Origin of the sequence: Streptomyces sp. NPDC003300 (genome assembly GCF_040610915.1) — a bacterium.
Taxonomy (GTDB): domain Bacteria; phylum Actinomycetota; class Actinomycetes; order Streptomycetales; family Streptomycetaceae; genus Actinacidiphila.
The window spans coordinates 292787-318032 of record NZ_JBEXNE010000003.1 but is presented as its reverse complement, the minus strand read 5'-3'; the positions used below and the strand labels follow the sequence as shown (position 1 = coordinate 318032).

Sequence of the window (25246 nt, the reverse complement as noted above, 5' to 3'; positions counted from 1 at the left end):
ATGTCCGACCGTCCTGTCATCACCATGATCCACACCGTGACCACACTGCCCCCGGTCTTCACCGCCCTGGCCGCCGAGTCGCTCCCTCACGAGATCGAGCTGCGCCACATCGTGGACGACAGCCTCCTCTCGGTGACCCGCGCGGAGGGAGGAGTACGCGCCGGAACCGCCCGGCGCCTGCTCGGGCATGTCTGGTCGGCGGCCGACGCGGGCGCCGACTTCGTACTGGTCACCTGCTCGTCGCTCGGCGAGGCGGTGGAGCTGACCAGGCCCTTCAGCACGGTCCCGGTGCTGCGGATCGACGAGCGGATGGCCGAGGAAGCCGTACGGAGCGGTCCGCGGATCGGGGTGATCGCGACCCTCGGCACGACGCTGGCCCCGACCGCGAATCTGATCCGCCGGGCGGCCGAACAGGCCGAGGCGCCGATCGAACTGGTCGAGACGCTGTGCGTGGGCGCCTTCGAGGCACAGGCGGCAGGCGACCCCGCCGCCCACGACGGGCTGGTCCGTGACGCGCTGGGCGAGCTGATTCCCCGGTGCGACGTCATCGTGCTCGCTCAGGCGTCGATGAGCCGCATCGTCGCGGAACTCGACGAAGCCCCGCGGATTCCCGTACTGGCCAGTCCCCGGTCGGCGCTTGAAGCGCTCGCCGACCGGCTGCGCCAGTCGTGACGGGTACGGCCGAGGACCGGGAGGCGAGCCCGGCCACGCGTATCCGGGCGCGGTGGCTGTACGGGGGAGCGGGCGTCGCGCGACGGGGGGCGGCGATCCTGGTCCGCGGCGACAGGATCGCCGCGGTCGGTCCCGACGCCGATGTTCCGCACACCGGCGGTCCCGAGCTGACGTTCGAGGCGGCGACGGTACTTCCCGGCCTGATCGACGCGCACACCCACCTCCTTCTGCCGTACGGCCGGGATCTGACGCGGGTGGACAGCGGTTCCGCCGCCGCGACGGCCACCGCGCGCGCCGTCGCCGCCCGTCTGCTGGGCAGGGGCGTCACCACCGTCCGCGATCTCGGCTCACCCGGGACCGACGGCCAGGCCCTGCGGGACGCGATCGGCGCGCGGCCCGCGGACGGTCCCACCGTCGTGGCCGCGGGCCGCCCGATCACCTCACCCGACGGCCACTTCCGCTCGTTCGGCATCACCGTCGAGGGGGCCGCCGAGGCGGCCGGGGCGGTGCGGCTGCTGCACGACGAGGGAGCCGACCTCGTCAAGATCGCGGTGACCGGCGGTTCGCTGACCCCTGGCACCGATATGAGCAGGGCGTATCTGGGGCGGTCCGAGATGGCCGCGATCGTGGCCGCCGCGCACGCCCGCGGCATGCGGGTCGCCGCCCACGCGCACGGCACCGAGGGGATCGAGATCGCGCTCGCCGCCGGGGTCGACACGATCGAGCACTGCACCTGGCTCGATGCCCGCGGCCGGATTCAGGCGCCGCCACCCGAGCTGCTGCGCGCCCTGTGCGACCGGAAGCAGTCGGTCGTTCTCGCCGGTCCGATCGAGCCGGCGATCGCCGATCTGCTGGACACGCCAGTGCCGTCCGGCGCGGATTCACCGATGGCGCCCGGCCTGGAGCGGCGGCTGCGGATCTGGCGGAACGGACGGACGCTCGCCCGTGCGGGCGTGCCGGTGGCCCTGGGATCGGACTCGATCTACGGGCAGTTCCCCGACTGCCGCGACCTGACGGTCAGGGCGCGCGCGATGGTCGCGTTCGCCGGATGGCGACCGGCGGAGGCGCTCGCGGCGCTGACCTCCGGAGGCGCCCATGCCCTCGGCCGCGCCGGCGAGGTGGGCACGATCGCGCCCGGCGCGTACGCCGACCTCCTGGTCGTCGCGGGAAACCCCACCGAGTCGATCGGCGACCTCGACCGGGTCGTCGCGGTGTTCAAGCGAGGCCGCCGGGTGGCGCGGGACGCACCCGTGAACGGCTGACGTTTCTCTCCGCCCAAGAACACGGACGGCGACCGCCGCCTACCCGAGGGTAGTCGGCGGTCGCTCATGTCCTGCCGCTGCGCCGGCGGTCGGCCTGGGGTCAGCCGGTGGCCGGCAGGTAGTCCGGGGCGACGCAGAACACCGCGCGGGCCCCCTTGGCCGCCACGTTGTAGAACGAGTGCGGCGTACCTTCCGGGATCTGGCACGAGTCGCGCGGGCCGAGCTCGAAGAAGACCCGCGTCTCCGGGAACTCGACATGGACGGTGCCTTCTTCGACGAAGAACAGCTTGTCGCCCTGGTGGGTGAACACGTCGCTGCGCTGGCCCGGCAGGAAGCGCTGCTTCCCGATGGTCACGTGCTCCGTGCTCAGCATGATGCCGGTGAGCAGCTCCCGGCCGCGCTTGTGCCCCTCCAGGCGCCACAGGATGTCCTCGTCCCTGGCCGCCCACATGGTCTTCGCGGCGTCGGCCTCGGCACGCGCCATCGGCCAGCGGCCGATGTACTCGTCCTGCTTGTGCTTGTACGTGGTGATGTTCTCGTGGGTCTGCGCGTACGGCTGGCCCGTGCCGGTCTTGGGCGAGGGGTGGAAGAACTCCACGAACCGCAGCTCGGTGTCGCTGTAGTTCCACTGGTGGTGCCAGGTGTCCTTGCGGAACCAGGCCGCGTCGCCCGCCTCGATGACGAGGACTTCACCGGTGGTCGGGTTCGACTGGACCATCGTCCCGTCGAGAACGTAGAAGAACTCGTCGGATCCGAAGATCGACCGGTTCTCGTCCGAGTGGATGACGGCACCGCCGACCGGGATGGCCACGATGTTGACGCTCATCTTCTCGTCGCTCGCCAGGAACCAGTCCGGCAGCTTCCCTGACTCGTCGTCGCCCCACACCAGTCGCAGTGCGTCCCGGTAGGGCACGAGGCGAGGCTGTTTGCCTTGGTCGGTCTCTGTCATGTCACTTCTTTCTGCTTGCGGCGGTTCCGTGCGAACTGCCGGCGAACCCAGAACACGTCGTGCGCGGAGGCACCGCGTGACCGCGCCTCGCGTCCTGCCTGGCTGTCAGACAGCAGTGTCATAGTGCCATGGGCTGAGCTTGGCTTGCAATCACCTTGCGGTCACGGTTCGTCCGATTGAGCCCCGGTGGAAGTCCAGGTGAAACAAGTGCGACCTGGCTCTTGACAGGCCCGGCGGACGGACTCATCGTTACCTGCCAGGCAGCCAGACGACTTTTGAAATGTCAGAGAGACGTGGACTCGGTGAACTACGAACCCGGACATATTGCCGCATTTCGCACGATCTGTGTGGAGGGCGACCCGCGGAGACGCGGGGAGTCATACGGCCGCGCCGCCGCACCGGAGATCAAAGAGTCAATCCACCGCTACACCAGGGTCTTCCGGCACATGGTCGGCTGGGACTGGCAGCAGGTGCGGAAGTTCGCCCTGCGGTACGAACGGCCGATCGGCGACTTCTCTCCCGCCATCGGTGAGGAGATCGCGGGCATCGCCGCAGGCGCGGGGGTCGAGTTGAGCGACATCCTCGCGCTCAACGCGCGGAGCGAGATCATGTTCGCCGCCGCCCCGGCCCGCGCCCGGTCGATGCCGGCGGAGTGCACGTCCTTCGCGCTCATGCCGGAACGCACGGGCCAGGGCATCGTCACCGGGCAGAACTGGGACTGGCTGACCCACGCGCGACGGACCACGGTCGTCCTCGACGTCCGGCGGACCGACGCGCCCAACTTCGTGACCGTCGTCGAGGCCGGGCAGTTGGCCAAGGTCGGACTGAACTCGGCCGGCGTCGCCCTGTGCACCAACACCCTGATCGGCGACGTCCGCACCGACGGAGCCGGCGTCCCGTACCACATCCTGCTGCGGTCGGTCCTCGACGCCGGATCGGGGGCGGAGAGCGCGGAGCGGATAGCGACCGCCGACCGGGCGATGTCCGCGAACTACCTGATCAGCGACGGCACCGGCTTCTGCCAGAACCTGGAGACGCCCGCCAGCGACGGGGCGCCGGAGCGGATCACCCCGCGCGACGGGGTGTTGACGCACACCAACCACTTCCTGTCCGCCGGGCTCACCACGACGGACGACTACGCCAGGCGGAAGCCGCACACGCTCGACCGGCACCGCAACATCGAACTGCGCCTGCGCGACCCTCGCGTACGCACGATCCACGAGGTCAAGGAGGCCCTGTCCGACCACCACGACTGGCCCGGCAGCATCTGCCAGCACCCCGATCCCTCGATCGCGATCGAGGAACGGACCTGCACCATCGCCGGATTCATCATCGAACCCGACCGTGGCGTCATTCAGTACGGCGCCGGCAACCCCTGCTCGACCCATTGGCGGCAGCGCACCGTCTCAGGTGCATAACGTCCGTCGCCGCACTGGTGCGATGTAAGGCTGTCAGACATAGCGTAGAGGCGGAGAAGGTTGGACGTAACCGCCCTAAACGACCTATAGGCACGGCCGTCGAGTATTCCGGCCACCACATCAACGACCGAAGTACCGACCCAGGAGGTCACGTTGAGACGTTCTTCCCGGTGGCGAGTCGCCCTCGCCGGACTCACCGTCATCAGTGTCATCGGCGTCGCGGGATGCGGCAGCCCAGGTTCCAAGAGTGTCGAAGAGACCCCGGCCGCCGCGGACGGCAAGTTCCCCGCGGCCCCCAAGAAGCCCGTCACGCTCACGATCATGGACTCGGCCGGCGGACTGTCCGTCGCCAAGCCGCTGATCGAGGAGTTCGGGAAGAAGCACCCCGAACTGGTCAGCAAGATCAACTACACCACGACGACCTCGCCGGAGATGCCCGGCAAGCTCAAGGCCCAGCAGAACGCCGGCCGGGTAGGTGTGGACATCGTCCTGCTGGGGCCGGACAGCCTCGCCGCGGGCGTGAGTCAGAACCTGTTCACCAAGATCTGGCCCGAGTACAAGGACGGCCTGCCCGATCTGGAGAACACCTACCTCGACAACGCGAAGAAGCTCTGGAAGAACGCGCACGGCCAGGCGCTGATCTACGACACCGGCACGTTCGGCCCGCTGCTCGAGTACCTGCCGGACAAGCTGTCCGACCCGCCGAAGACCGCGCAGGAACTGCTGGAGTGGGCGAAGCGGAATCCCGGCAAGTTCCAGTACGCGTCCGTCGCGAACTCCGGACCGGGCTCGGCGTTCCTCCAGGGCCTGCCGTACCAGCTCGGCGACTCCGACCCGAGAGACCCGGAGAAGGGCTGGGACAAGACCTGGGCCTACCTCAAGGAGCTCGGCAAGTACATCGACAACTACCCGGCCAAAACCAGCGAAACCTACGCCAACCTCACTAATGGAACAGTGAAGCTGGTACCGTCCACCTTCGGATGGCACGTCCAGCCCCGTGCGGACAACCTGATTCCCGAGTCCGCCACCTTCACGGTCCTGGAGAACACGAAGTTCATCCTGTCCGGCGGATCGGTGGCCATCCCGAAGGGCGTCTCGGCCGACCACCTCGCGGTGTCGCTGCGGCTGCTCGGATTCATGCTCCAGCCCGAGCAGCAGGCCATGACCTTCGACCACGGTTACGTCTATCCGGGCCCGGCGATCAAGGACGTCACGGTCGACATGGCACCGCCGGAGATGGCCGAACTCAACAAGAAGTACGGCGTCGCCGACTACGACGACTACATCGCCAAGTATCCGGGCGCGGACCCGCTGCCCGCGGACGTCCTCGTCGCCGCGTACGACAAATGGAACCGAATCATTGGTGGTAAGTGACGTGAGAGCAACCCAGCGACGCGGTGAGTTCAGCGAGCTTCGGCTCGAAGGTCTGACCTGTGTCTACAACGGGAGCGTGGTCGCACTGGACTCCATGACTGCGACGATCAAGGCCGGAGAGTTCACCGCGCTGCTGGGTCCTTCTGGCTGTGGAAAATCCACCCTCCTCGGCTGTCTGGCCGGACATGTCACGGCCACCGAGGGCCGGCTCTGGGTGGACGACGAGCGGATCGACCAGCGGCCCGCGGAGAAGCGCGGCTTCGGCATGGTGTTCCAGAACTACGCGCTCTTTCCGCACCTGTCCGTCGCCAAGAACGTCGCGTTCGGACTCGAAGTACGCCGCATGCCCAAGCCGGAGGTGCGCGAGCGGGTGAAGTGGGCGCTGGACCTGGTCCAACTCCCCGACTACGCCGACAATCTGCCCGGCCGCCTCTCCGGCGGCCAGCAGCAGCGGGTCGCCATCGCGCGGGCCCTCGCACCGCGCCCGTCGATCATGCTGATGGACGAGCCGCTGTCCAACCTCGACGCCAAGCTCCGCTTCGAGATGCGCTCCGAGATCCGGCAACTCCACGACGAGCTGGGGCTGACCACCGTCTACGTCACGCACGACCAGGAGGAAGCCCTCTCGATCGCCGACCGGATCATCGTCCTGCGCAAGGGAAAGACCGTGCAGGACGGTACGCCCCAGCAGATCTACAGCGAACCGGAGGCGGATTACGTCGCCGACTTCGTCGGCTACCGCAACCGGCTCCAGGCGCACGTGGTCGGGGGGACCGGCCGCGAACCCGTCGTCGAGGGGCACGGCATCACGCTGCGCGCCACGTCGAGCACCGACCTGCGGTCCGGACAGTCCGTGACCGTGCGGATCCGGCCGGAGGAGGTGAGCGTCACGGACTCCGCCTCCGCGGTGAACACGTTCGAGGCGGTGGCGCGCTCCACGCAGTACCACGGCCGCGACTTCACCGTGCAGGCCGAACTGCCGGACGGCGCGACCCTGTCCGTACGGACACCGGTGCGGCCGGAAACGGGCACGGTGCTGAAGCTGTCGATCCCGGTGGCGAGCGTCCGGGCCTTCGCCGCGGGAGAGCCTTCCACCGCCCCGGCGGAGGGCTCCGACGACGGCGAGTCCACGGCTCTCGAACCGAGCGCGCTGTCATGACGGCGACCGTGGACACCACACCGGCCCGCGCCGACCGGGCGCCGGGAGGCCCGCCCGACTCGGGCGACCGCCGACGGGCGTGGCTGCGACGTCACGGACTCCACTGGGGGCTGCTGGCCATGCTGCCCGCGGTGGCGCTGATCGGGGTGCTGTTCCTCTACCCGATCGCCTACGGCATCGGCCTGTCGGTGACCCCCGACAAGGGCGGGACCTTCAGCAGCTACCAGCGGTTCTTCGAGGATCCGTATCTCCGCGAGACGATCTGGAAGACCCTGCGGATCGCGGTGGTCGTCGCCGTGATCAACACGGTGGCGGCGATGATCTTCGCCTACCCGCTGCGCGGCGCCGGACGGCGGAAGAAGTACCTCTCGACGGCCTTCCTGATCCCGATGACCCTCGGCAACGTGCTCGTCTCCAACGGGATGATCGCCTACATGTCCCCGCGGGGCTGGCTCAACCGGACCCTGATGAAGATCGGGGTGATCGACGAGCCCCTGATGCTGCTGCACAACTACACCGCCGTCGTGATCTCGATGGTCATCACGGGTCTGCCGCTGGCGTTCCTGCTGACCATGAGCCATCTCGCGTCCATCGACACCCTCTACGAGCGGGCCGCCGCGTCACTCGGCGCGGACCGGTGGACCCGGTTCCGGCGGATCCTGCTCCCTTTGTGGGCGCCGGGTGTGACCGTGGTCCTCTGTCTGACCTTCGTCCTGGGGTTCTCCGTGTTCGCCAGCGCGACCCTCGTGGGTGATCCCGCCGGCTCCACCCACGTCATCTCGGTCGAGGCCTACTTCCAGGCGTACCGGACCCTGGACTACTCGATGTCCATGGCGATGGTGGTCATCTCCGCCCTGGTCCAGATCCTCATCGTGGGCGCGATCCTGCTCCTGCGTTCCCGCCTGTACACGGGCCCGAGTTCCGGTCAGAAAGGGTGATCGAGGTGTCCGAGTCGTCTCCTACCGCACTGCGGAGCCGGATGCGTCGCACCTGGGCCGGTGTCCTTCCCCGGTGGTTCTACCGCCTGCTGGTCGCCGTCTTCCTCGTCAACATCGCCGGGCTCGTCGCCTCCGTGACGGTCAGCTCCTTCGGCCGCCAGTGGTTCACCGGGTGGCTCCCGAAGGGGTACACGACGGACTACTACCGGTCGTCGTGGAACGAGTACGACCTCTCCCACGTCATGGTGATCACGGTCACCGTCGCGGTGGTCGTGGCCGCGCTCGCCGTGATCATCGGCGCTCCGGCGGCGTATGTGCTGGCAAGGGGGAACTTCCCGGGCAAGAAGCTGCTGATCCTGGCCTTCCTGCTGCCGCTGATGCTGCCGCCGGTCACCTACGGTCTGCCGCTGGCGACGCTGCTCTACCGGCTCGGCCTCGGCGGCCATCTGTCCGGGGTGATCGTGGCCAACCTGGTGCCGTCGGTGCCCCTGGTGGTCCTGCTGATGATCCCGTACATCCAGCAGCTCGACACCAACCTGGAACGGGCCGCGCGCTCCTGCGGGGCGAACGGTCTTCAAACGGTCCGGCGGGTGCTCGCGCCGCTGCTGCTGCCCGGAATCCTGGCGTCGGGCCTGCTCACGCTGATCCACACCGCGGGCAGTTTCGAGCTGACCTTCTTCAACTCGGGGCCGGGCAGCGAGACGCTCGTCGTCGCCCTGTACTCGGCCCTGTGGACGCCGGGCTTCCGCCCGCAGCAGTCGATCGACGCGATGTCGGTCATCTACATGCTCACCTGCCTCGTCCTGCTGTTCGTCGCACTGCGTTTCGTCAGCCCCGGCCAGATAGTGACGCACTCGCGCGAAGACGACTGACGCGCGCGCGAGGAAGACCAGCCACAGCCCCTGGTGCCGCGAGCGGCCATGTCTGCCCCGCTCGCGGCACCAGGCCCATCAGCCCGAGCCCGTTCCACCGAGGAGATCACCATGCCCGCCGTCATTGTCGCCGGAGGCGCCACGGGAATCGGACGCGCCTGCGTACGCCGCCTGCGTAACCGTGGTGTCGACGTGTACCTCGCGGACATCAACATGGCGGCCGCCGGTGAACTGGCCGCCGAGGAAGCACCCGGCCGCCTCGTCATCGGCGAGCACGACCTGTACGACGTGGACGCCGCCCGGGCCATGGTCGACGCGGCCTGCGCGCGGTTCGGCGGCCTGGACGGACTCCTCATCACCACCGCGCTGCTGCGCGAGGCGCCCGTCGCCCGGTACCCCCTGGAGGACTGGACCGCGACGATGGACCTGAACGTCCGCGCCGCGTTCCTGCTGGCCCAGGCCGCGATCGGGCCGCTGAGCCGGTCCGCCGCGCCGCGGATCGTCTTCACCGGCTCGACCTCCGCGTTCCGGGGCGGCTTCGGGTCCTTCGCGTATGCCGCGTCCAAGGGGGCCCTCGTCAGCATGACGCGGGCGATGGCGGTCGAGTGGGGCGCGCTGAAGGTCTGCGTCAACTGCGTGTGCCCCGGCTGGATCGACACGCCGTTCAACGACGAGCACTGGAAGCACTCCTCCGACCGCGACGCGGCGGTCGGCGAGCTGGAGGCGAAGATCCCGCTCGGCCGCCAGGGCGAGCCCGACGAGGTGGCCGCGATGATCGACTTCCTGCTCTCCCCGGCGGCCGGTTACGTGACCGGTCAGGCGATCGTGGTGGACGGCGGACTGCTGTCGTGGTGAGAGGAACCGCGACCGTGCCGAACGCGGCGGCGCCGCTCCACGGAGAGGCGCTGCCGTGCGGATAGGAACATGCGTGATCGACGGACGGCCCGAGCCGGTCGTGTTCGATCCGGCCGGCCGGGCGGTCCCGGTCGGCGACCTCGTCGGCGGCCCCGGCCTCTACGGCGTGCTGACGCTCATCGAACGCTGGGACGACCTGCGCCCGCGCCTGGCCCGCGCGCTCGGGACGGACCGGTCCCCGGCCGCCACCAGCGTGGCCGAGATCGACCGGCTCGGCGCCTGGCTGCCGCCGGTCCCGCGGCCGGGGAAGATCCTGGGCGTCGGCTTCAACAGCCCGGTATTCGCCGCGTTCGCGTCGAGCGTCCCCGACCATCCGCCGTTCTTCTCCTCACCCGGTTCCGCGCTGGTCGGACACCGGCAGCCGATCCGGCTGCGACCGTCGTTCGGACTCGTCCATCCCGAGCCGGAGCTGGCCGTGGTGATCGGACGGCAGGGCACGCGGATCGACCCGGCCGAGGCACTGGACCACGTCTTCGGGTACACCCTGATCGACGACGTGTCCGCGCCCGGGCTGCGGGCCGGTGACACGGTGGTGGTACCCGGCTCCATGGCGGGGGAGCTGGACCGGCGGCACAGCGGCCGGCCCCGGGCCGCGTCCGGCTTCGAGCACGGGGACATGAGGGTCACCTACCACCTGCGGGCCAAGGGCACCGACAGCTTCAAGCCGTGCGGACCGTGGATCGTGACCAGGGACGAGATCCCCGACCCCGACCGGCTCGGCATCACCCTGGCGACCGGCGACGACGTACGGATCGAATGCCGGACCGAGCGCCTGATCTATTCGGTGGCGGAAGTCATCGCGCACGCCAGCGACCACCACACCCTGTTCCCCGGCGACATCATCCACGTGGGCACCGACATCACGGGGACGCACACGCTGCGGGAGATCGACTACCAACACCGGATCGGCGCGACGCGAACGATCGAGTGCGAGGCGATCGGCACGCTCGTGAACGAGATCCGCACGGTCTGACCCGGCACCACCGGCCGACCCCGCACCACCCGGCACCCGTACGTCCCCGGTCGGACCACGGGCAGCCCGGTTCTGTCTGACGGAACGACGCGGCACCGCATCGGGATCGGAGAGCGGACACTCTCCGAAGGCGGTGCGGCCGCGCCTTTTCGGATGACACGCGCCGCGAGAAATGTGCGGTGCGATCGGAGACTCGTTGAACGACGTCGGCTCTCAAAAGGTGAAGGTCTTCGATCGACGCATGACTCTGGTCGCGACGGTCACGATTCTCGGCTCCCTGATATCCATCTTCGACACGACGATCGTCCAGGTGGCCGTGCCGTCGTTGGTGAGGAGTTTCGACACCTCGCTCGCCACCGTCCAGTGGGTCAGCACGGTCTACCTTCTCGCCCTCGCCACGGTGGTGCCGCTCACCGGCTGGGCCAACGACCGATTCGGCTCCAGACGGGTGTGGATCGCGTCCATGGCCATGTTCCTGTTCGGCTCGCTGCTGTGCGGACTCGCCAACTCGATGGCGCTGCTCATCGTCGCGCGCGCGGTTCAAGGGATCGGCGGCGGGATGCTGCTGCCCACCGGGCAGACGATCCTCGCCAGGGAGGCGGGCCCCGGCCGCCTCGGACGCGTCATGGCCGTGGTGGGGATTCCGTCCATGCTGGGGCCCCTGTTGGGGCCGATCCTCGGCGGACTGATCCTCTCCAGCCTGTCCTGGCGGTGGATCTTCTTCGTCAATCTGCCGCTGGGCGCTTTCGGGATCGGCTTGGCCTGGGTCGTCCTCCACCGCGGCGAACCCGGCGTGCCCCGGAAGCTCGACCTCATCGGACTGGCCCTGCTGCCGCCGGGACTCGCGCTGCTTGTCTACGGCATCTCCGATTTCGGCGATGCCGGGCGCGTGTCCCCGTCCGTCGCGCTCACCGGAGGTCTGGGAATCGCCCTGACCGCCGCGTTCGTCGTGCACGCGCTGCGGGCCGCTCATCCGCTGCTCGACCTGCGGCTGTGGAAGCACGCGGCCCTCAGATCGGCCCAGACCGCGATGTTCCTCTACCTCGCCGGTACCAACGCGGTGCTGTTCCTGGTGCAGCTCTACTACCAGTTCGCGCGGGGGGACAGCGCCATCGAGGCGGGCCTGCTGGTGGCGCCGTCGGCCTTCGGCGCGATGCTGGTGCTGACGACGGCCGGGCGGGTGATGGACAAGCGCGGTCCCCGGGCGGTGATCGTCTTCGGCCTGCTCATGGTGACCGCCGGAGTGCTTCCGCTCACCATGATCGGGCCCGACACCAGCGACGTATGGCTGTCGGTGTGCTGGTTCGTCCGCGGCGTCGGGGTCGGCGCCACGGCCACGCCGCTGACCGCCGCCGGATACGCCGGTTTGCGCGGCCACGAGATCCCCGGCGCGTCGACGCTGATGAGCATCGTGCAGTACGTCGCCGGGGCCATGGGCACCGCTGTGGCGGCGGTTCTGCTCCAACGTCGGCTCAGCGGCTTCACCGACGGCGGCGGGGTCCAGTCCCTTGCCGCGCTGAGCGACACCGCGCGACAGCGCCTGGCACCCGAACTGGCCGACGCCTTCGGCGGGTTGTTCTGGCTGGCCGTCGCCCTGTCGGTGCTCGCGATCGTCCCGGCCGTGATGCTGCGCACGCGGGCGCCGACCGATGTGGAACGGGACGGGACGGGAGCGTCGAAGACCGCCGACACGCTGACGGGCTGACGCCTGCGGCACGTCGTCGGCCCGGTGCGCGCCGCCGCGGGCCCCCGGCCGTGAAGGCGGCGGTCACGGCCGCGGCGTGAGACCTTCGAGCAGCAGATTCAGTGCGTGGTGCGCGTCCAGGGCCCGGGCAGCGGACGCGGACGCGGAGCCGCCGAGCGTGTGGACGGCCAGGGTGATGCCAGTGAGCAGCGCCACGAGCTGGTCGGCGGTGAGGTCGTCGCGGATCGCGCCGAGGTCCTGGGCGGGCCTCAGCAGCAGATCCGCCGCCGACACCAGCAGCGACTGACCCCACTCGGTGTTGGCGACGGGGTCGGTCTCACGGAGCCCCTGCGCGAGCAGTCCGGCGAGGACTCCCTGCGCCTCGACTCCCAGATCGACGAACTGGCGCAGCCAGTTCAGGAGTGCCGCCGTCGGCTCGTCGCGCTGCGCCAACTCCGTTGCCATGGAGGCCAGTCGCGCGACGCGACCGCGGTAGACGCCCTCGAACAGATGCATTCTGCTCGGGAAGTGCCGGTAGAGGGTGGCGGGCGCGACCCCGGCCTCCTTGGCGATCTCGTCGAGGGTGACGTCGGGCCCCTCGCGTTCGATCAGGGTCTGGGCCGCCGCCAGGATGCGATCGACGTTCCGCCGGGAGTCGGCGCGAGGTGCGCGCTTGCGTACCGGTACCGGTGCTGCGGACTCGTCCGGCAATCTCCGCTCCCCACTCTTGCGATGCGACTGCGGGCAGCCTACTGTGACGGCTAAGTGAGAGTTTACTCCCATTTAATGGCTGGTGACCTCGTACCTTGAGGAGGAACCCGATGCCTGCTCCGGAAAGCCCGCGGCGGGTGCACGACGCCGCCGCGGCGGCCGGCGAAGTGCGCGACACATCCGTCGGCAAGGCGCTCGCCGTGCTCGACACCCTGTCCGGTTCGCGGAAGTCGCTGGGCGTCTCGGAGATCGCCGCCCGCACCGGGATGGCCAAGTCGACCGTCCACCGGCTGCTGAGCGCGATGATCGAGCACGGTTATGTGGCCAAGGAAGGCGAGCGGTATCTGCTCGCCGAGCGCGTCTTCGAGCTGGGCAGCCGGGTGCAGGTCGGCGCCGCGAAGGACCTGCGCGAACTGGCCTCTCCCTATCTGGCGGAATTGTTCGCCCTCACCCGGCAGACCATTCATCTCGCCATTCTCAGCGGTGCGGACATCCTGTACATCGACAAAGTCTCCGGGCTGGGCGCGCCGAGAATGGACACGCGTATCGGCGGACGCAGGCCCGCTTATGCCACAGGGCTCGGGAAGGCGCTGCTCGCGTTCGCTCCCTCCCTGCATCTGAGGACCGTTCTCGACGGATCCTTCAAGCGGTTCACCGCGTACACCATTCCCGACGCCCAGCGGATGAAGCTCTCACTGCTCCGGGTGCGCGAGACCGGTATCGCGACGGATCACGAGGAGTCGTTCCTCGGCGTGGCCTGCCTGGCGGCGCCGGTCTGGGCCGCTGATCACAGCCGCGCGGTCGCCGCGGTCTCGCTTTCCTGCCCGGTGCTCGGCCGCACCCCCGCCCGCTACAAGTCGGTGCTCGTCGACACCGCGCAGCAGCTCTCGTCCGCGCTGCGTCGCAAGTGACCCGGGGGAGCACGCCGGAACAACTGCTTTCCGTCTGACGGAACAGAATCCTGGCTTCTTTTCGTGCGCTCAATACAGTTATGCGCAGGCCCTTCCCTTGTGTGTTTTCCGAGGGCTTCCGCGTCATTCATTGGGAATCGGAGGAATCGCGCGTGAGTTATGTCAAAGCGCTCGGTTACATCGGCATAGGTGCGCAGGACCTCGACGCGTGGGAGGACTTCGCGGGCGACATTCTGGGCCTGCACGTCACCCGCGGACGGGACGCCGACGACGTCGAAACGCTGTTTCTGCGGATGGACGCCAGGCACCACCGCATCGCGGTACGCGCCGGGGACGACACGCTGTCCTATGTCGGATGGGAGGTGGCGACCGAGGAAGACCTCGACGCCCAGGTGCGGGACCTGGAGAGCGCCGGGGTCGCCGTCACGGAGGATCCGCACCTCGCCGACCTGCGCGGAGTCCGCCGACTGGTGCGGTTCGCCGATCCGGCCGGTTTCCGGTTGGAGCTGTTCTACGGCGCCGTCACCGTGTCCTCCGCGTTCGTCTCGCCGACCGGCGTCCGGTTCGTGACGCGCGACGACAAGGGCAACGACCTCGGGGTCGGCCACATCGTGCTCGTCTCGTCCGTCGTGGACGAGATGGTCGCCTTCTACCGCCACGTCCTCGGTTTCAAGGTGAGCGACTACATCACCTTCAAGCCCCTGGTCCTGACGTTCACCCACGTCAATCCCCGGCACCACTCACTCGCGTTCGGCCCCGCGCCGGACGGCAGGAAGCCCTTCATCGACCACTTCATGCTCGAGGTCGACAGCGTCGACGGCGTCGGCCGCGCACTGGACCGGGTGCGCGCGAGGGAGATCTCCCTCACCGCGACGCTCGGCCGTCACACGAACGACGAAATGCTCTCGTTCTACATGAAGTCGCCGTCCGGGATCGGCGTGGAGTACGGAACGGCCGGCAAATTGATCGACGACGAGACCTGGACGATCACGAATTGGGACGCCGCCCAGTTCTGGGGCCACGACCGCAATCACACCCACTGACGGTGACGTGTACGCCAAGGAGAACACCATGAACGACTCCCCACGCGCGGTGGACCAGCTCGATGACCTGGTCTCGCTCGAAAGAGGCGAGATCGACCGGCGCATCTTCAGCGACCAGGAGATCTTCGATCTGGAGATGACACGGATATTCGGCCGGGCCTGGCTCTTCCTGTGCCACGAGACGCAGATCCCCAAGCGCGGCGACTTCTTCGAGGCCCCGATGGGATCGGACAACGTCCTCGTGGTCCGGCAGCGGGACGGCTCGATCCGCGCCTTCCTCAACACCTGTTCGCACCGCGGCAACGCGGTGTGCCGGGCAGAGGAGGGAAACGTCCGCAATTTCATGTGCACGTACCACGGGTGGACCTTCGGACTGGACGGCGAACTCATCGGCGTGCCCGGCAAGTCCCTCTTCTACAAGGACAAGCTGGACCTGTCCAAGCACCCGCTGCGCAAGGTGGCCCAACTCGACTCCTACCGCGGCTTCGTGTTCGCCACCATGGACGCGGACGCGCCGCCCCTGGAGGAGTACCTCGGCGCGACGGGCCGGCTCGGACTGGACCTGCTCGCCGAGCGCGGCGACATGGAGGCCGTTCCCGGCGTCCAGAAGTTCACCGTCAGGACCAACTGGAAGTTCACCGTCGACAACGTCTTCGACTACTACCACCCGCAGATCACGCACATGTCAGCCTTCGCCGTCGGTCTCATCCCGGCCCCGCCGGACGAGTTCGTCGACGGCGGGGCCAGGACCGAATCCGGCGCCGACCTCGAAGTCCCCTTCCTGCCCAGCGACTTGCACAACGTCGTGATGGTGGGCGAGTACGGGCACGCGATCTCGGGTCCCGACCAGGAGTCGCTGGAGGTGACAGCCGGGGGCCGGGAGCTGTTCGAGTGGCGCTACACACCGCAGACCCAGGCCAAGCTCGGACGGCACGGAAGCCGGGTGGGCGGCCACCCGCACATCTTCCCGACCGCCTGGGTCACGGCGAACGCGCAGCTCAGCCTGCGGGTGCCGCGCAGCCCCGACGTCACCGAGATCTGGTGGTACTCCTTCCGCGACAAGAACGCCTCGCCGCAGGAGCAGGCCGCCGCGCTGCACGCGCAGATCCACTTCTTCGGGCCCGCAGGAATGCTCGAACAGGAGGACGGCGAGAACTGGGCGCAGTCCACCCTCCAGACCAAGGGCACCAAGAGCCGCGAGATCCCCCAGCTTCTGAAGATGGGTCTCGGCACGTCCGAGGTCGTCAAGGACGACGGCCTCGCCGTCATCGACGCGCCCATCAACGAGCACGCCCAGTTGTGGACCTACCACTCCTGGCGCGAGTGGCTCCGCAACCCCACGTGGGAGGGGCTGCGCAAGAGCACGGCTCCCCACGACCGCTACTAGGCCCAGGAGCCCGCGATGACGACCCACGCCGTACCCGCAGCGCGTGCCGTACCCGCCGCGCACGCCGTCGACCTCGACACGCTGCTGCGGCAGCACGAGGTGGAGCAGTTCTACTCCTACGAGTCGGCGCTGCTCGACGCCCACCAGTACGAGGAGTGGGTCGGCCTCTTCACCGAGGACACCCACTACTTCATGCCGCTGCGGCGGACGATGACCAGGCGGCAGTTGCACCTGGAGTTCACCAAGCCCGGCGAGATGGCCTACTTCGACGAGGACAAGCAGTTCCTCCGGACGCGGGCCAAGAAGTTCGCCACCGGGACCTCGTGGGCCGAGGACCCGCCGTCCCGTACCCGGCACCTCATCACCAACGTCCGGGTGACCGGGGACAGCGGCGACGAACTCGTGGTGCAGAGCAATTTCCTGCTCTACCGCACCCGGCTCAAGAGCGACACCGACCAGTGGGTCGGCCGCCGCGAGGACACGCTGCGGCGTACGGAGAACGGGCTCGCGATCGCCAAGCGGTTCGTCTACCTCGACCAGACGGTGCTCCAGTCCGGCAACCTCAGCAACTTCTTCTGACCCCGACCCGCCCCCGCGCGCCGCCCCGCGCCTACCGAAAGGTGCAGCAATGCCGTGGATCCGTGCCTGTTCCGTCGACGAACTCGACGACGGTGACGCACTCCAGATGCCGACGGTGCCGCCCGTCGCCGTGTTCAGGGCGGACGGCGAATTCTTCGCCCTGAACGACACCTGTACGCACGGCCAGTCCTCGCTGGCCGACGGATACGTGGACGGCGACCAGGTCGAATGCGCCTGGCACTTCGCGAAGTTCGACCTCAGGACCGGTTCCGTGCTGTCGCCGCCCGCGTCCCTCCCGCTGTGCACCTACCAGGTGAAGCTGGACGGCGACGACGTCATGGTCGAGATACCGGAGCGGAGTTGAGCACGTCGGCCGTCCCCGGCCAGAGCTGCGTCATCGTCGGGGCCAGCGCCGCCGGAGTCTGCGCGGCCGTGGCCCTGCGCGGCCACGGCTACCGGGGCACCGTCACGCTGGTCGACGCGGACCCCAACCTCCCCTACGAACGGCCGCCGTTGTCGAAAGGACTGCTCGACGGGGAGTCGGCCGGTCTCGTGCCCATCCAGCCCCCGTCGGTCTACCAGGACCTCGACATCGCGCTGCGGCTCGGCGAACGCGTCGTCGGCATCGATCCGGCCGCGCTCACCGTACGGCTGAGCGGCGGCGACGTCCTCGCCTGCGGGCGACTGGTGCTGGCGACCGGTGTCGCGGCGCGCCGCCTCACCACGCCCGGCGCCGACGCCGACAACGTCCTGTCGCTCCGGGACGCCGCCGACGCGGTACGGCTCCACGCGCGGCTGGCCCGCGGCGGCCCGCTGGTCATCATCGGCGCGGGCTTCATCGGCCTCGAACTCGCCGCCGTCGCCCGTCGGCGCGGCATCGAGGTGACCGTGGTCGAAGCGCAGCCGTATCCGCTGGCCTCCGTGCTCGGACCGGCCGTGGCGGACCTGATGACGCGGCTGCACCGCGACCACGGGGTGCGGCTGCTGACCGGCGTCACGGTCACGGAATTCCTCGGCTCCCCGGCGGGCGTGGAGGCGGTGCGTCTGTCGGACGGCCAGCGCGTACCGGCCGCCACGGTCGTCGTCGGGATCGGCGTACGCCCGCGGACGGAACTGGCCCGTACGGCGCGTATCGACGTCGACGACTGGGGCATCCCCGTCAACGAGTTCGGCCAGACCAGCCGGGCGTGGATCTACGCGACCGGCGATGTCGCGAGCCAGCCGCACCCGCACCTGACCGCCCGCGGCCGGCTCGAGCACTGGGAGGCGGCGCAGCGGCACGGTACGGCGGTGGGCAGCACGATCGCCGGCAGCCCGGTGCGGTACACCGCACCGCCCTACGCGTGGTCGGACCAGTACGACACCACGTTGCAGATCATCGGACGGCCCCGGCGCAGCGACGACTTCGTCCTCCGGGAGGGCGCAGTACCCGACCGGTTCCTCGCCTTCTGGCTGCGCCACGGCCGGATCGCGGCGGCAGCGGGCATGGGCGCCGCCCGCGAGGTCGGCGTGGTGAAGCGGCTCATCGCGGGAAACGTGCCGGTCGACAGCCGACTGCTGTCCGACCCCGGCCTCGACCTGCGCGGAACACTCAAACAGCACCTCGTGAGAAAGAGCGCGCAATGACGACCGTCACCTCAGAGATCACCCACGACTCCACCTACCGGCTGGTCGACACCGCCGACTACCAGATCCAGATCAACGAAGCCGGTGACGGCGATCCCGTGTTCCTGATCCACGGCACCGGGCCCGGCGCCACCGGCTGGTCGAACTTCGAGGCCAACATCCGCGCGCTCGCCGCCGACTTCCGGTGCGTCGCCGTCACGATGCCGGGCTGGGGCGACTCCAACCCGCAGAGCGTGGCGACCGGACGCGACCAGGGCGCGGCCGTCACGCAGTTGATGGACGCCATGGGCATCGACCGCGCCGCCTTCGTCGGGAACTCCATGGGCGGCGCGATCGGGATGGTCATGGCCACCGAGCACCCCGAGCGGGTCTCGCACCTGGTGACCATGGGCTCGGGCATCTGGGGCGTCAACGTGATGGCGCCGAACGGCATGTCCGAAGGCATCCGGATCATCTTCGACACCTACGAGGACCCCTCACCGGAGAACTTCCAGAAGCTGGTCGAGGTGATGTGCTTCGATCCGGCCCACGCCACCCGCGAGTTGGCCGAGGAACGCTCGCGCACCGCCGTGAGCAGGCCGGAGCACCTGCGCAACTGGCTGGAGGTGATGCGCGCGGGCGTCGGCGCGACCGGCTTCGCGCAGGCGGGGGAGAAGATGGCGCGGTCCGACGTGCCGACGCTGATCATCCACGGCCGGGACGACCGTACGGTGCACTACGAGACCAGCCTGCGCGCGCACGCGGTCATCCCGGACTCCCGGCTGCTGATGTTCGGCCGCTGCGGTCACTGGGCGCAGCTCGAACACGCCACCGAGTTCAACGCCACGGTCAAGCACTTCCTGGAACACCACTGATGGCCGCCGGACAGGGGCGTCTCGCCGGGCTGTCGGTGCTGGTGACCGGCGGCGGCTCGGGACTCGGCCGGGCCGTCGTCGACCGCTTCGTCGCCGAGGGCGCGACGGCCACGGTGCTCGAACGGTCGCCGGAGAAACTGGACAACCTGTGGGAGGCGCACGGCGACCGCGTACGCGGCGTACGCGGTGACGTCACCTCGGGAGAGGACAACACCGCCGCCGTCGAGGCGGCCGTGTCGGCCTTCGGAGGACTCGACACGTTCGTCGGCAACGCGGGCCTGTGGGACTTCGGCCGGGCGGCGCTCGACATGTCGATGGCCGAACTGGAGAGCGGCTACGAGGAATTGTTCGGCGTGAACGTCAAGGGCTACCTGCTCGGCGCCCGGGCGGCGGCCCAGGCGCTCGCCGAGCGGCGGGGATCGATGATCTTCACCCTGTCCAACGCCGCCCTGTACCCACGCGGCGGCGGCGTGCTCTACACCGCGTCCAAACACGCCGGAGTCGGACTGGTCGCGCAGTTGGCGTACGAACTCGCGCCGCGCGTGCGAGTGAACGCCGTCGCGCCGGGCGGGATGGCGACCGATCTGCGCGGGCCGCGCGCCATGGCGCTGGGCGACACCTCCATCAGCGACATGCTGCCGACCGGCGACCGGCTCCGTCGGTACTCCGCCCTCGACCTGGCCCCCAGCGCCGAGGACTACGTCGCCCCGTACGTCCTGCTCGCCTCGCGCGAGGAGTCCGCGACCGTGACCGGCGCGGTCCTCGACGTGAGCGCCGTGGGCACCCCGCGCCGCCCCGACCCCGCGCCGTAACGCTGTCCCGCGCGCCGTCCCACCGCTCCCGGCGGTGACGTGTTTCGGCCGCGTTCCCCCAGGCAGAACGTATTGCTGGCCGCTCACCTGGCCGAATCACATACTCCGGTCACCGGTCGCTCGCCGAGCGGCCCGCCCTCCGCTCGCAGGTGCCGACACCGCGGCGGGGATGGCCCCAGGGGCGTTCATGACATGAGGAGAGGCAGTGCGATGACGCACAGCGAAACACACCACCAGGAAAGACCGCGCGTCGAGAGACCCGTCCGTACCCGCGGGAGGAATCCCCTGATCGCCGTGGCCGCGCTGCTCGGCTTCACCTCGTCCGCGGTGACCTTCATGCTGACCCCGCTGCTTCCCGTGGTGCAGCGCGAGTTCCACCTGACGGTCGGCGACGTCGCGTGGGTGCTCACCTTGCTGCTGATAGGCGGCGGCGTCAGCACGATCCTGCTGCCGCGGCTGGCGGACGTGCTCGGCGACCGCGGAGCCGCGACACTGGGCGCCGCGCTCCTCGCGACCGGCATGCTCGTGCCGGGCATCTCGCACACCTTCCCCGCGATGCTGATCGGCGCGGCGGTCATGGGACTCGGCTCCGCGGCCGGTCAGCTCGGCGTCGGCGTCCTGCGCCGCCACCTGGCGGGCTCCTCGGTGCACACCGCGGTGATCGTCAGCCAGGTCGCACAGGCCGTCGGGGCCGGAGTCGGGCTCGTCGCCGGGGGGCTGGCGCTGAGCCGGGTCTCGATGCAGGACTTCTTCCTGGGCGCGACCGTCGTGTACGTCGTGGTGGGGATCTGCGTCTGGGCCGTCATCCCGTCGAGTTCCCGCGACGCCACGGCCGCGTTCGGCATCGGGAATGTCATCGGCCTGGTCGCCTGGATCGTCCTGCTGCTCTACGGCATCAAGACGGCCGGATCCGACGGCATCTCGTCGGCGAAGGCGATCGGCTTCGCCGCTGCCGGTCTCGCGGGCGGGGCCGTGTGGGTGACGCTGGAGAAGCGGTCGAAGACCCCGGTGTTCCATCTGGCGCTCCTGAGGTCCGGGACCGTCGCGCGGACGGTCGTGGCGGGCTTCACGATCGGCATGGCGATCCAGTCGGTCACCTTCCTCATCCCGTTCTACGTCCAGACGCCCTCCGCCGCGGGATACGGCCTCGGGTACGACGCCCTGGACACCGGGCTGTTGCTGCTGCCCTACTCGCTGCTCGGCGCGCTCGCCGGTATCGGCGCGGGCGTCCTCGGCGCTCGTACCAGGCCGCTGCTGGTGGCGGGAGTCGGCGCGACCTGTCACTGCGCCGCCGCGCTGACCTTGATCCTGGCCATGTCCGGGGGCGCCTCCGTGGCGTCGTTCCTGGTCGCCGCGTGCGTCTACGGCGTCGGCAGCGGCCTGGTGGGCGTCGGACTGTTCAGCTCCATCCAGAGCAGCGTCCGCGCGGAACTCACCGGAATGGGGATCGGCATGATCGGCATCATCATGACGATCTCCGGGGCGCTCGGCCCGGCGATCTATTCGAGCATCCTCCAGTCGAAGAGTGTCGCCGCCGTCCCCGGGGTGCCGGCCGAGGACCGGTTCCGGATCTGTCTGCTCGTCGCGGGCTGCTGCGACGTCCTGGTCGCCTTCATCTGCTACTCCGCCCGCCGCGGACGGGTGCCCGCGTCCGCGCAGCCGTCCGTCGGCGCACCGGCCGACCAACTGACCAACTGACCAACTGACCTCGTGACCTCGTGACCTCCTGAGGAGGGGCCGGGCCGGGCGACGCTGCCGCCCGGCCCGGCCGGTCACCACCGCGTCGGATGCGCGGCGAAAAGGCACCGACGACAACCTCTGCCAATCATTCGGCCGTCGCCACCGGATCTCCGGTGGCCCCTGTTCTGTTGGGTGGCACACCACCATGGTTTCTTCCCGATCATCCACACGCCCGCACGGGACCGGCGCACCCCGCCGGCCGGCCGCGGCCGACGAGGCCGCCGTCGCCGCCGCGGCGGCCCGGCTCATCGACGCCGCGGCGCGCGGCGTGCCCTGCGCACCGGTCCGCGACCTGATCGGCGCGGACGACCTGCCGAGCGCCTACGCCGTACAGGCCGCCGTCGCCGCGCACCGCCTGCGGGCCGGCGCCCGCGTCGTGGGGCGCAAGATCGGCCTCACCTCACCGGCGGTCCAGGAGCAACTCGGCGTCGACCAGCCGGACTTCGGCGTCCTCTTCGACGACATGGCGTTCCTCGGCGGTGACACGGTCCCGATCGACCGCGTGACGCAGCCGCGGGTCGAGGCCGAGATCGCGTTCATGCTCGGCGACGACCTGACCGAAGGTCCGCTCGACCACGCTCAGGTCCGGGGCGCGATCGCCTGGGGTTCGGCGGCCCTCGAAGTGTGCGGGAGCCGGATCGCCGACTGGGACATCAGCTTCGCGGACACCGTCGCCGACAACGCCTCGGCCGGGGCGTACGTCATCGGCCCGCGGCGGCTCTCGCTCGACGCGTTCAGCCCGGTGGAGCAGCGGATGTCGATGTCGATCGGCGGCGACGAGGTCTCCACCGGCACCGGCGCCGCGTGCCTGGGCGATCCCGTCGCGGCGGTCGTCTGGCTCGCCCGGACCGCGCGGGAACTCGGCGATCCGCTGCGCGCGGGGCAGCTCGTGCTGTCCGGCGCGCTCGGTCCGATGCGTCCCGTCGTCGAAGGCGATGTCGTCGTCGCCCGGCTGTCCGGGCTCGGCGCGGTGCAAGTGCGGTTCGGCAAGGGAGAGCGGGCATGACGAAGACAACGGGCACGCCGCGTACGGCGGACGCGACGAAGACAGCGGGCGCGACGCGTACGGCGGACGCGACGAAGACAGCGGGCACGACACGTACGACGGACGCGACGACGGCAACGGGCGCGACGCGTATGGCGGGTGCGGCCAGGACGAAAGTCGCCGTCATCGGATCGGGCAACATCGGCACCGACCTCATGATCAAGGTGCTGCGCAACGCTCGGCACCTGGAGATGGCGGCCATGGTCGGCATCGACCCCGCCTCCGACGGGCTGGCGCGTGCGGCCCGCCTCGGGGTCGCGACCACCCACGAAGGCGTCGACGGTCTGCTGCGGCTGCCCGGCGTCGAGGACATCGCCATCGTCTTCGACGCCACGTCGGCCAAGGCCCACGAAGCGAACTCCGCCAAGCTGGCACCGCTGGGCAAGCGGCTCATCGACCTCACGCCCGCGGCGATCGGGCCGTACGTCGTCCCGGCGGTCAACCTCGACGAGCATCTCGCGGCGCCCAACGTGAACATGGTGACCTGCGGCGGCCAGGCCACCATCCCGGTCGTGGCCGCCATCAGCAGGGTGGTGCCGGTGCCGTACGCGGAGATCGTCGCCTCGATCTCCTCGAAGTCCGCGGGGCCCGGCACCCGGGCGAACATCGACGAGTTCACCGAGACCACGGCCGCCGCCATCGAGCGGGTCGGCGGGGCGCGGCGCGGCAAGGCGATCATCATCCTGAATCCCGCGGAACCGCCGCTCATGATGCGCGACACCGTCTTCGCCCTCGTCCGGGCGCCCGACGCCGAGGACCGGGAACGGATCAGCGCGTCGGTGGAGCGGATGGTCGCCGACGTCGCCGCCTACGTGCCCGGCTACCGCTTGAAGCAGCGGGTGCAGATCGACCGCATTCCGGCCGGGCAGCCCGTGCACAGCCTGCTGGACGCCGCGGCCGACAGACCCACCCACCAGGTGTCGGTCTTCCTGGAGGTCGAGGGAGCGGCGCACTATCTCCCGGCCTACGCCGGGAATCTCGACATCATGACCTCGGCGGCCCTGCGGGTCGCCGAGCGGATCGCCGCGGCGAAGGCAGGAGTCTGAGATGTCGGCTGCGATATTCGTACAGGACGTGACACTGCGGGACGGCATGCACGCCGTACGCCACCGCATCACCCCCGAGGACGTGCGACGCGTCGTCACCGCCCTCGACGCCGCCGGAGTCGACGCGATCGAGGTGGCGCACGGCGACGGACTCGCCGGGGGATCGGTGAACTACGGTCCCGGATCCCACACCGACTGGGAGTGGATCGAGGCCGCCGCGGACGTCCTGCGGCACGCCCGCCTGACCACCTTGCTGCTCCCGGGCGTCGGAACGATCCACGAGCTGAAGCGGGCGTACGAACTCGGCGTGCGGTCCGTGCGCATCGCGACGCACTGCACCGAGGCGGACATCTCCGCGCAGCACATCGCCGCTGCGCGCGAACTCGGCATGGACGTCTCGGGCTTCCTGATGCTCTCGCACCTGGCCCCGCCCGAACAGCTCGCGCGGCAGGCCAAGTTGATGGAGTCCTACGGTGCGCAGTGCGTCTACGTCACCGACTCCGGCGGGCGGCTCACGATGGCCGACGTCGCCGCCCGCGTACGGGCCTACCGGGACGTCCTCGACGACGGCACCGAGATCGGCATCCACGCACACGAGAATCTGTCGCTGTCGGTCGCCAATTCCGTCGTCGCGGTGGAGAACGGCGTCCGGCGCGTGGACGCCTCGCTTGCGGGCCACGGCGCGGGAGCGGGCAACTGCCCGCTCGAAGCCTTCATCGCCGTCGCCAACATCTCCGGATACCAGCACCGCTGCGACCTGTTCCGGCTCCAGGACGCCGCCGACGACATCGTCAGGCCCTTGCAGGACCGCCCGGTGCGCGTGGACCGGGAGACCCTGACCCTCGGATACGCCGGTGTGTACTCCTCGTTCCTCCGGCACGCCGAGGCCGCCGCCGCCCGCTACGACGTGGACGTCCGGACCATCCTCATGGAGTGCGGCAGCCGACGCCTGGTCGGAGGGCAGGAGGACATGATCGTGGACATCGCGCTCGACCTGGTGGCGGCCCAGAGCCCGTCCGTCTGAGACGGCCGCGACCGGCGCGGGCCCGCAGCTGCCCTGCGCGGTGGGGGAAGCCGGATCGTCGCGGCGGCTGCCCACCGCGCGGGACACCGCTGTCCGGGCGGCGTGCGGCGCGGGCCCACGCCGGAGACGGGCCCCGGTTGGCCCCCCGAGAACGCGCACAGCGGGCGCGGACGTCAACGACGGGAGGCGGCGGGCATGGTGCGCGCGACCCCCAGGACGTGCGCGCCGGATCGCCTGCCGGGATTCGCCGGT

Annotated in this window: 24 protein-coding genes; 22 read left to right on the top strand and 2 right to left on the bottom strand. The window is 69.8% G+C overall.

Annotated features, from left to right (window positions below):
* Complete coding sequence (locus tag ABZX65_RS06305; RefSeq protein WP_355335388.1) at positions 1–672, top strand: aspartate/glutamate racemase family protein; 672 nt, start codon at positions 1–3, stop codon at positions 670–672.
* Complete coding sequence (locus tag ABZX65_RS06300) at positions 669–1934, top strand: amidohydrolase family protein (protein WP_355335386.1); 1266 nt, start codon at positions 669–671, stop codon at positions 1932–1934. Before ABZX65_RS06305 ends, ABZX65_RS06300 begins: the two co-directional genes overlap by 4 nt.
* Before the next feature lie 100 nt (positions 1935–2034).
* Here ABZX65_RS06300 and ABZX65_RS06295 read toward each other — a convergent pair whose 3' ends face one another.
* A complete protein-coding gene (locus ABZX65_RS06295) occupies positions 2035–2883 on the bottom strand; it encodes a cupin domain-containing protein (protein WP_355335383.1) in 849 nt (282 codons plus the stop codon).
* Positions 2884–3176: 293 nt separating this feature from the next.
* On the opposite strand from ABZX65_RS06295, the gene ABZX65_RS06290 reads away from it, so the two are divergent.
* The 8 genes from ABZX65_RS06290 (at position 3177) to ABZX65_RS06255 (ending at position 12237) form a co-directional block, all read left to right on the top strand.
* Complete coding sequence (locus ABZX65_RS06290; protein WP_355335380.1) at positions 3177–4301, top strand: C45 family peptidase; 1125 nt, start codon at positions 3177–3179, stop codon at positions 4299–4301.
* 153 nt (positions 4302–4454) lie between these two features.
* Positions 4455–5675: an extracellular solute-binding protein gene (locus ABZX65_RS06285; RefSeq protein ID WP_355335377.1), complete on the top strand. Its 1221-nt coding sequence runs from the start codon at positions 4455–4457 to the stop codon at positions 5673–5675.
* Position 5676: 1 nt separating this feature from the next.
* On the top strand, positions 5677–6834 hold the full coding sequence (locus ABZX65_RS06280; RefSeq protein ID WP_355335375.1) for an ABC transporter ATP-binding protein: 1158 nt from the start codon (positions 5677–5679) through the stop codon (positions 6832–6834).
* Positions 6831–7772, top strand: coding sequence for an ABC transporter permease (locus tag ABZX65_RS06275; protein WP_355335372.1), 942 nt, complete (start codon positions 6831–6833; stop codon positions 7770–7772). The genes ABZX65_RS06280 and ABZX65_RS06275 overlap by 4 nt, the downstream gene beginning before the upstream one ends.
* A gap of 41 nt (positions 7773–7813) precedes the next feature.
* On the top strand, positions 7814–8644 hold the full coding sequence (locus tag ABZX65_RS06270) for an ABC transporter permease subunit (protein ID WP_188279655.1): 831 nt from the start codon (positions 7814–7816) through the stop codon (positions 8642–8644).
* Between the two features lie 111 nt (positions 8645–8755).
* The gene (locus ABZX65_RS06265) at positions 8756–9499 is read left to right on the top strand and encodes an SDR family oxidoreductase (RefSeq protein WP_355335370.1); all 744 of its coding nucleotides are present in this window, start codon (positions 8756–8758) and stop codon (positions 9497–9499) included.
* A 73-nt stretch (positions 9500–9572) separates the two neighbouring features.
* Positions 9573–10532: a fumarylacetoacetate hydrolase family protein gene (locus tag ABZX65_RS06260; protein WP_355335367.1), complete on the top strand. Its 960-nt coding sequence runs from the start codon at positions 9573–9575 to the stop codon at positions 10530–10532.
* A 241-nt stretch (positions 10533–10773) separates the two neighbouring features.
* Positions 10774–12237: an MDR family MFS transporter gene (locus ABZX65_RS06255; RefSeq protein WP_355335365.1), complete on the top strand. Its 1464-nt coding sequence runs from the start codon at positions 10774–10776 to the stop codon at positions 12235–12237.
* A 63-nt stretch (positions 12238–12300) separates the two neighbouring features.
* Here ABZX65_RS06255 and ABZX65_RS06250 read toward each other — a convergent pair whose 3' ends face one another.
* On the bottom strand, positions 12301–12927 hold the full coding sequence (locus ABZX65_RS06250) for a helix-turn-helix domain-containing protein (protein WP_355335362.1): 627 nt from the start codon (positions 12925–12927) through the stop codon (positions 12301–12303).
* Positions 12928–13037: 110 nt separating this feature from the next.
* On the opposite strand from ABZX65_RS06250, the gene ABZX65_RS06245 reads away from it, so the two are divergent.
* From ABZX65_RS06245 to dmpG, 12 genes are all read left to right on the top strand, one after another.
* Positions 13038–13838, top strand: a complete 801-nt coding sequence (locus ABZX65_RS06245; RefSeq protein WP_355335360.1) for an IclR family transcriptional regulator — start codon at positions 13038–13040, stop codon at positions 13836–13838.
* Positions 13839–13990: 152 nt separating this feature from the next.
* A complete protein-coding gene (locus ABZX65_RS06240) occupies positions 13991–14881 on the top strand; it encodes a VOC family protein (protein WP_355335357.1) in 891 nt (296 codons plus the stop codon).
* Between the two features lie 28 nt (positions 14882–14909).
* The gene (locus ABZX65_RS06235) at positions 14910–16268 is read left to right on the top strand and encodes a Rieske 2Fe-2S domain-containing protein (protein ID WP_355335354.1); all 1359 of its coding nucleotides are present in this window, start codon (positions 14910–14912) and stop codon (positions 16266–16268) included.
* A 15-nt stretch (positions 16269–16283) separates the two neighbouring features.
* The gene (locus tag ABZX65_RS06230) at positions 16284–16847 is read left to right on the top strand and encodes a 3-phenylpropionate/cinnamic acid dioxygenase subunit beta (protein WP_355335351.1); all 564 of its coding nucleotides are present in this window, start codon (positions 16284–16286) and stop codon (positions 16845–16847) included.
* Between the two features lie 49 nt (positions 16848–16896).
* Entirely contained in the window at positions 16897–17211 is a 315-nt protein-coding gene (locus ABZX65_RS06225; protein ID WP_355335349.1) for a bifunctional 3-phenylpropionate/cinnamic acid dioxygenase ferredoxin subunit, read from the top strand.
* On the top strand, positions 17208–18473 hold the full coding sequence (locus ABZX65_RS06220; protein ID WP_355335346.1) for an FAD-dependent oxidoreductase: 1266 nt from the start codon (positions 17208–17210) through the stop codon (positions 18471–18473). The genes ABZX65_RS06225 and ABZX65_RS06220 overlap by 4 nt, the downstream gene beginning before the upstream one ends.
* Positions 18470–19327 (top strand): alpha/beta hydrolase, encoded by an 858-nt coding sequence (locus ABZX65_RS06215; RefSeq protein WP_355335344.1) that lies wholly within the window; start codon positions 18470–18472, stop codon positions 19325–19327. The genes ABZX65_RS06220 and ABZX65_RS06215 overlap by 4 nt, the downstream gene beginning before the upstream one ends.
* Positions 19327–20139 (top strand): 3-(cis-5,6-dihydroxycyclohexa-1,3-dien-1-yl)propanoate dehydrogenase, encoded by an 813-nt coding sequence (gene hcaB, locus ABZX65_RS06210; RefSeq protein WP_355335341.1) that lies wholly within the window; start codon positions 19327–19329, stop codon positions 20137–20139. Before ABZX65_RS06215 ends, hcaB begins: the two co-directional genes overlap by 1 nt.
* A gap of 210 nt (positions 20140–20349) precedes the next feature.
* Entirely contained in the window at positions 20350–21837 is a 1488-nt protein-coding gene (locus ABZX65_RS06205; protein ID WP_355335339.1) for an MFS transporter, read from the top strand.
* A 187-nt stretch (positions 21838–22024) separates the two neighbouring features.
* Positions 22025–22885, top strand: a complete 861-nt coding sequence (locus tag ABZX65_RS06200; protein ID WP_355335336.1) for a fumarylacetoacetate hydrolase family protein — start codon at positions 22025–22027, stop codon at positions 22883–22885.
* 131 nt (positions 22886–23016) lie between these two features.
* The gene (locus ABZX65_RS06195; RefSeq protein WP_355335783.1) at positions 23017–23970 is read left to right on the top strand and encodes an acetaldehyde dehydrogenase (acetylating); all 954 of its coding nucleotides are present in this window, start codon (positions 23017–23019) and stop codon (positions 23968–23970) included.
* A 1-nt stretch (position 23971) separates the two neighbouring features.
* Positions 23972–24994 (top strand): 4-hydroxy-2-oxovalerate aldolase, encoded by a 1023-nt coding sequence (dmpG, locus tag ABZX65_RS06190; RefSeq protein WP_355335334.1) that lies wholly within the window; start codon positions 23972–23974, stop codon positions 24992–24994.
* The last annotated feature ends 252 nt before the right edge of the window (positions 24995–25246 follow it).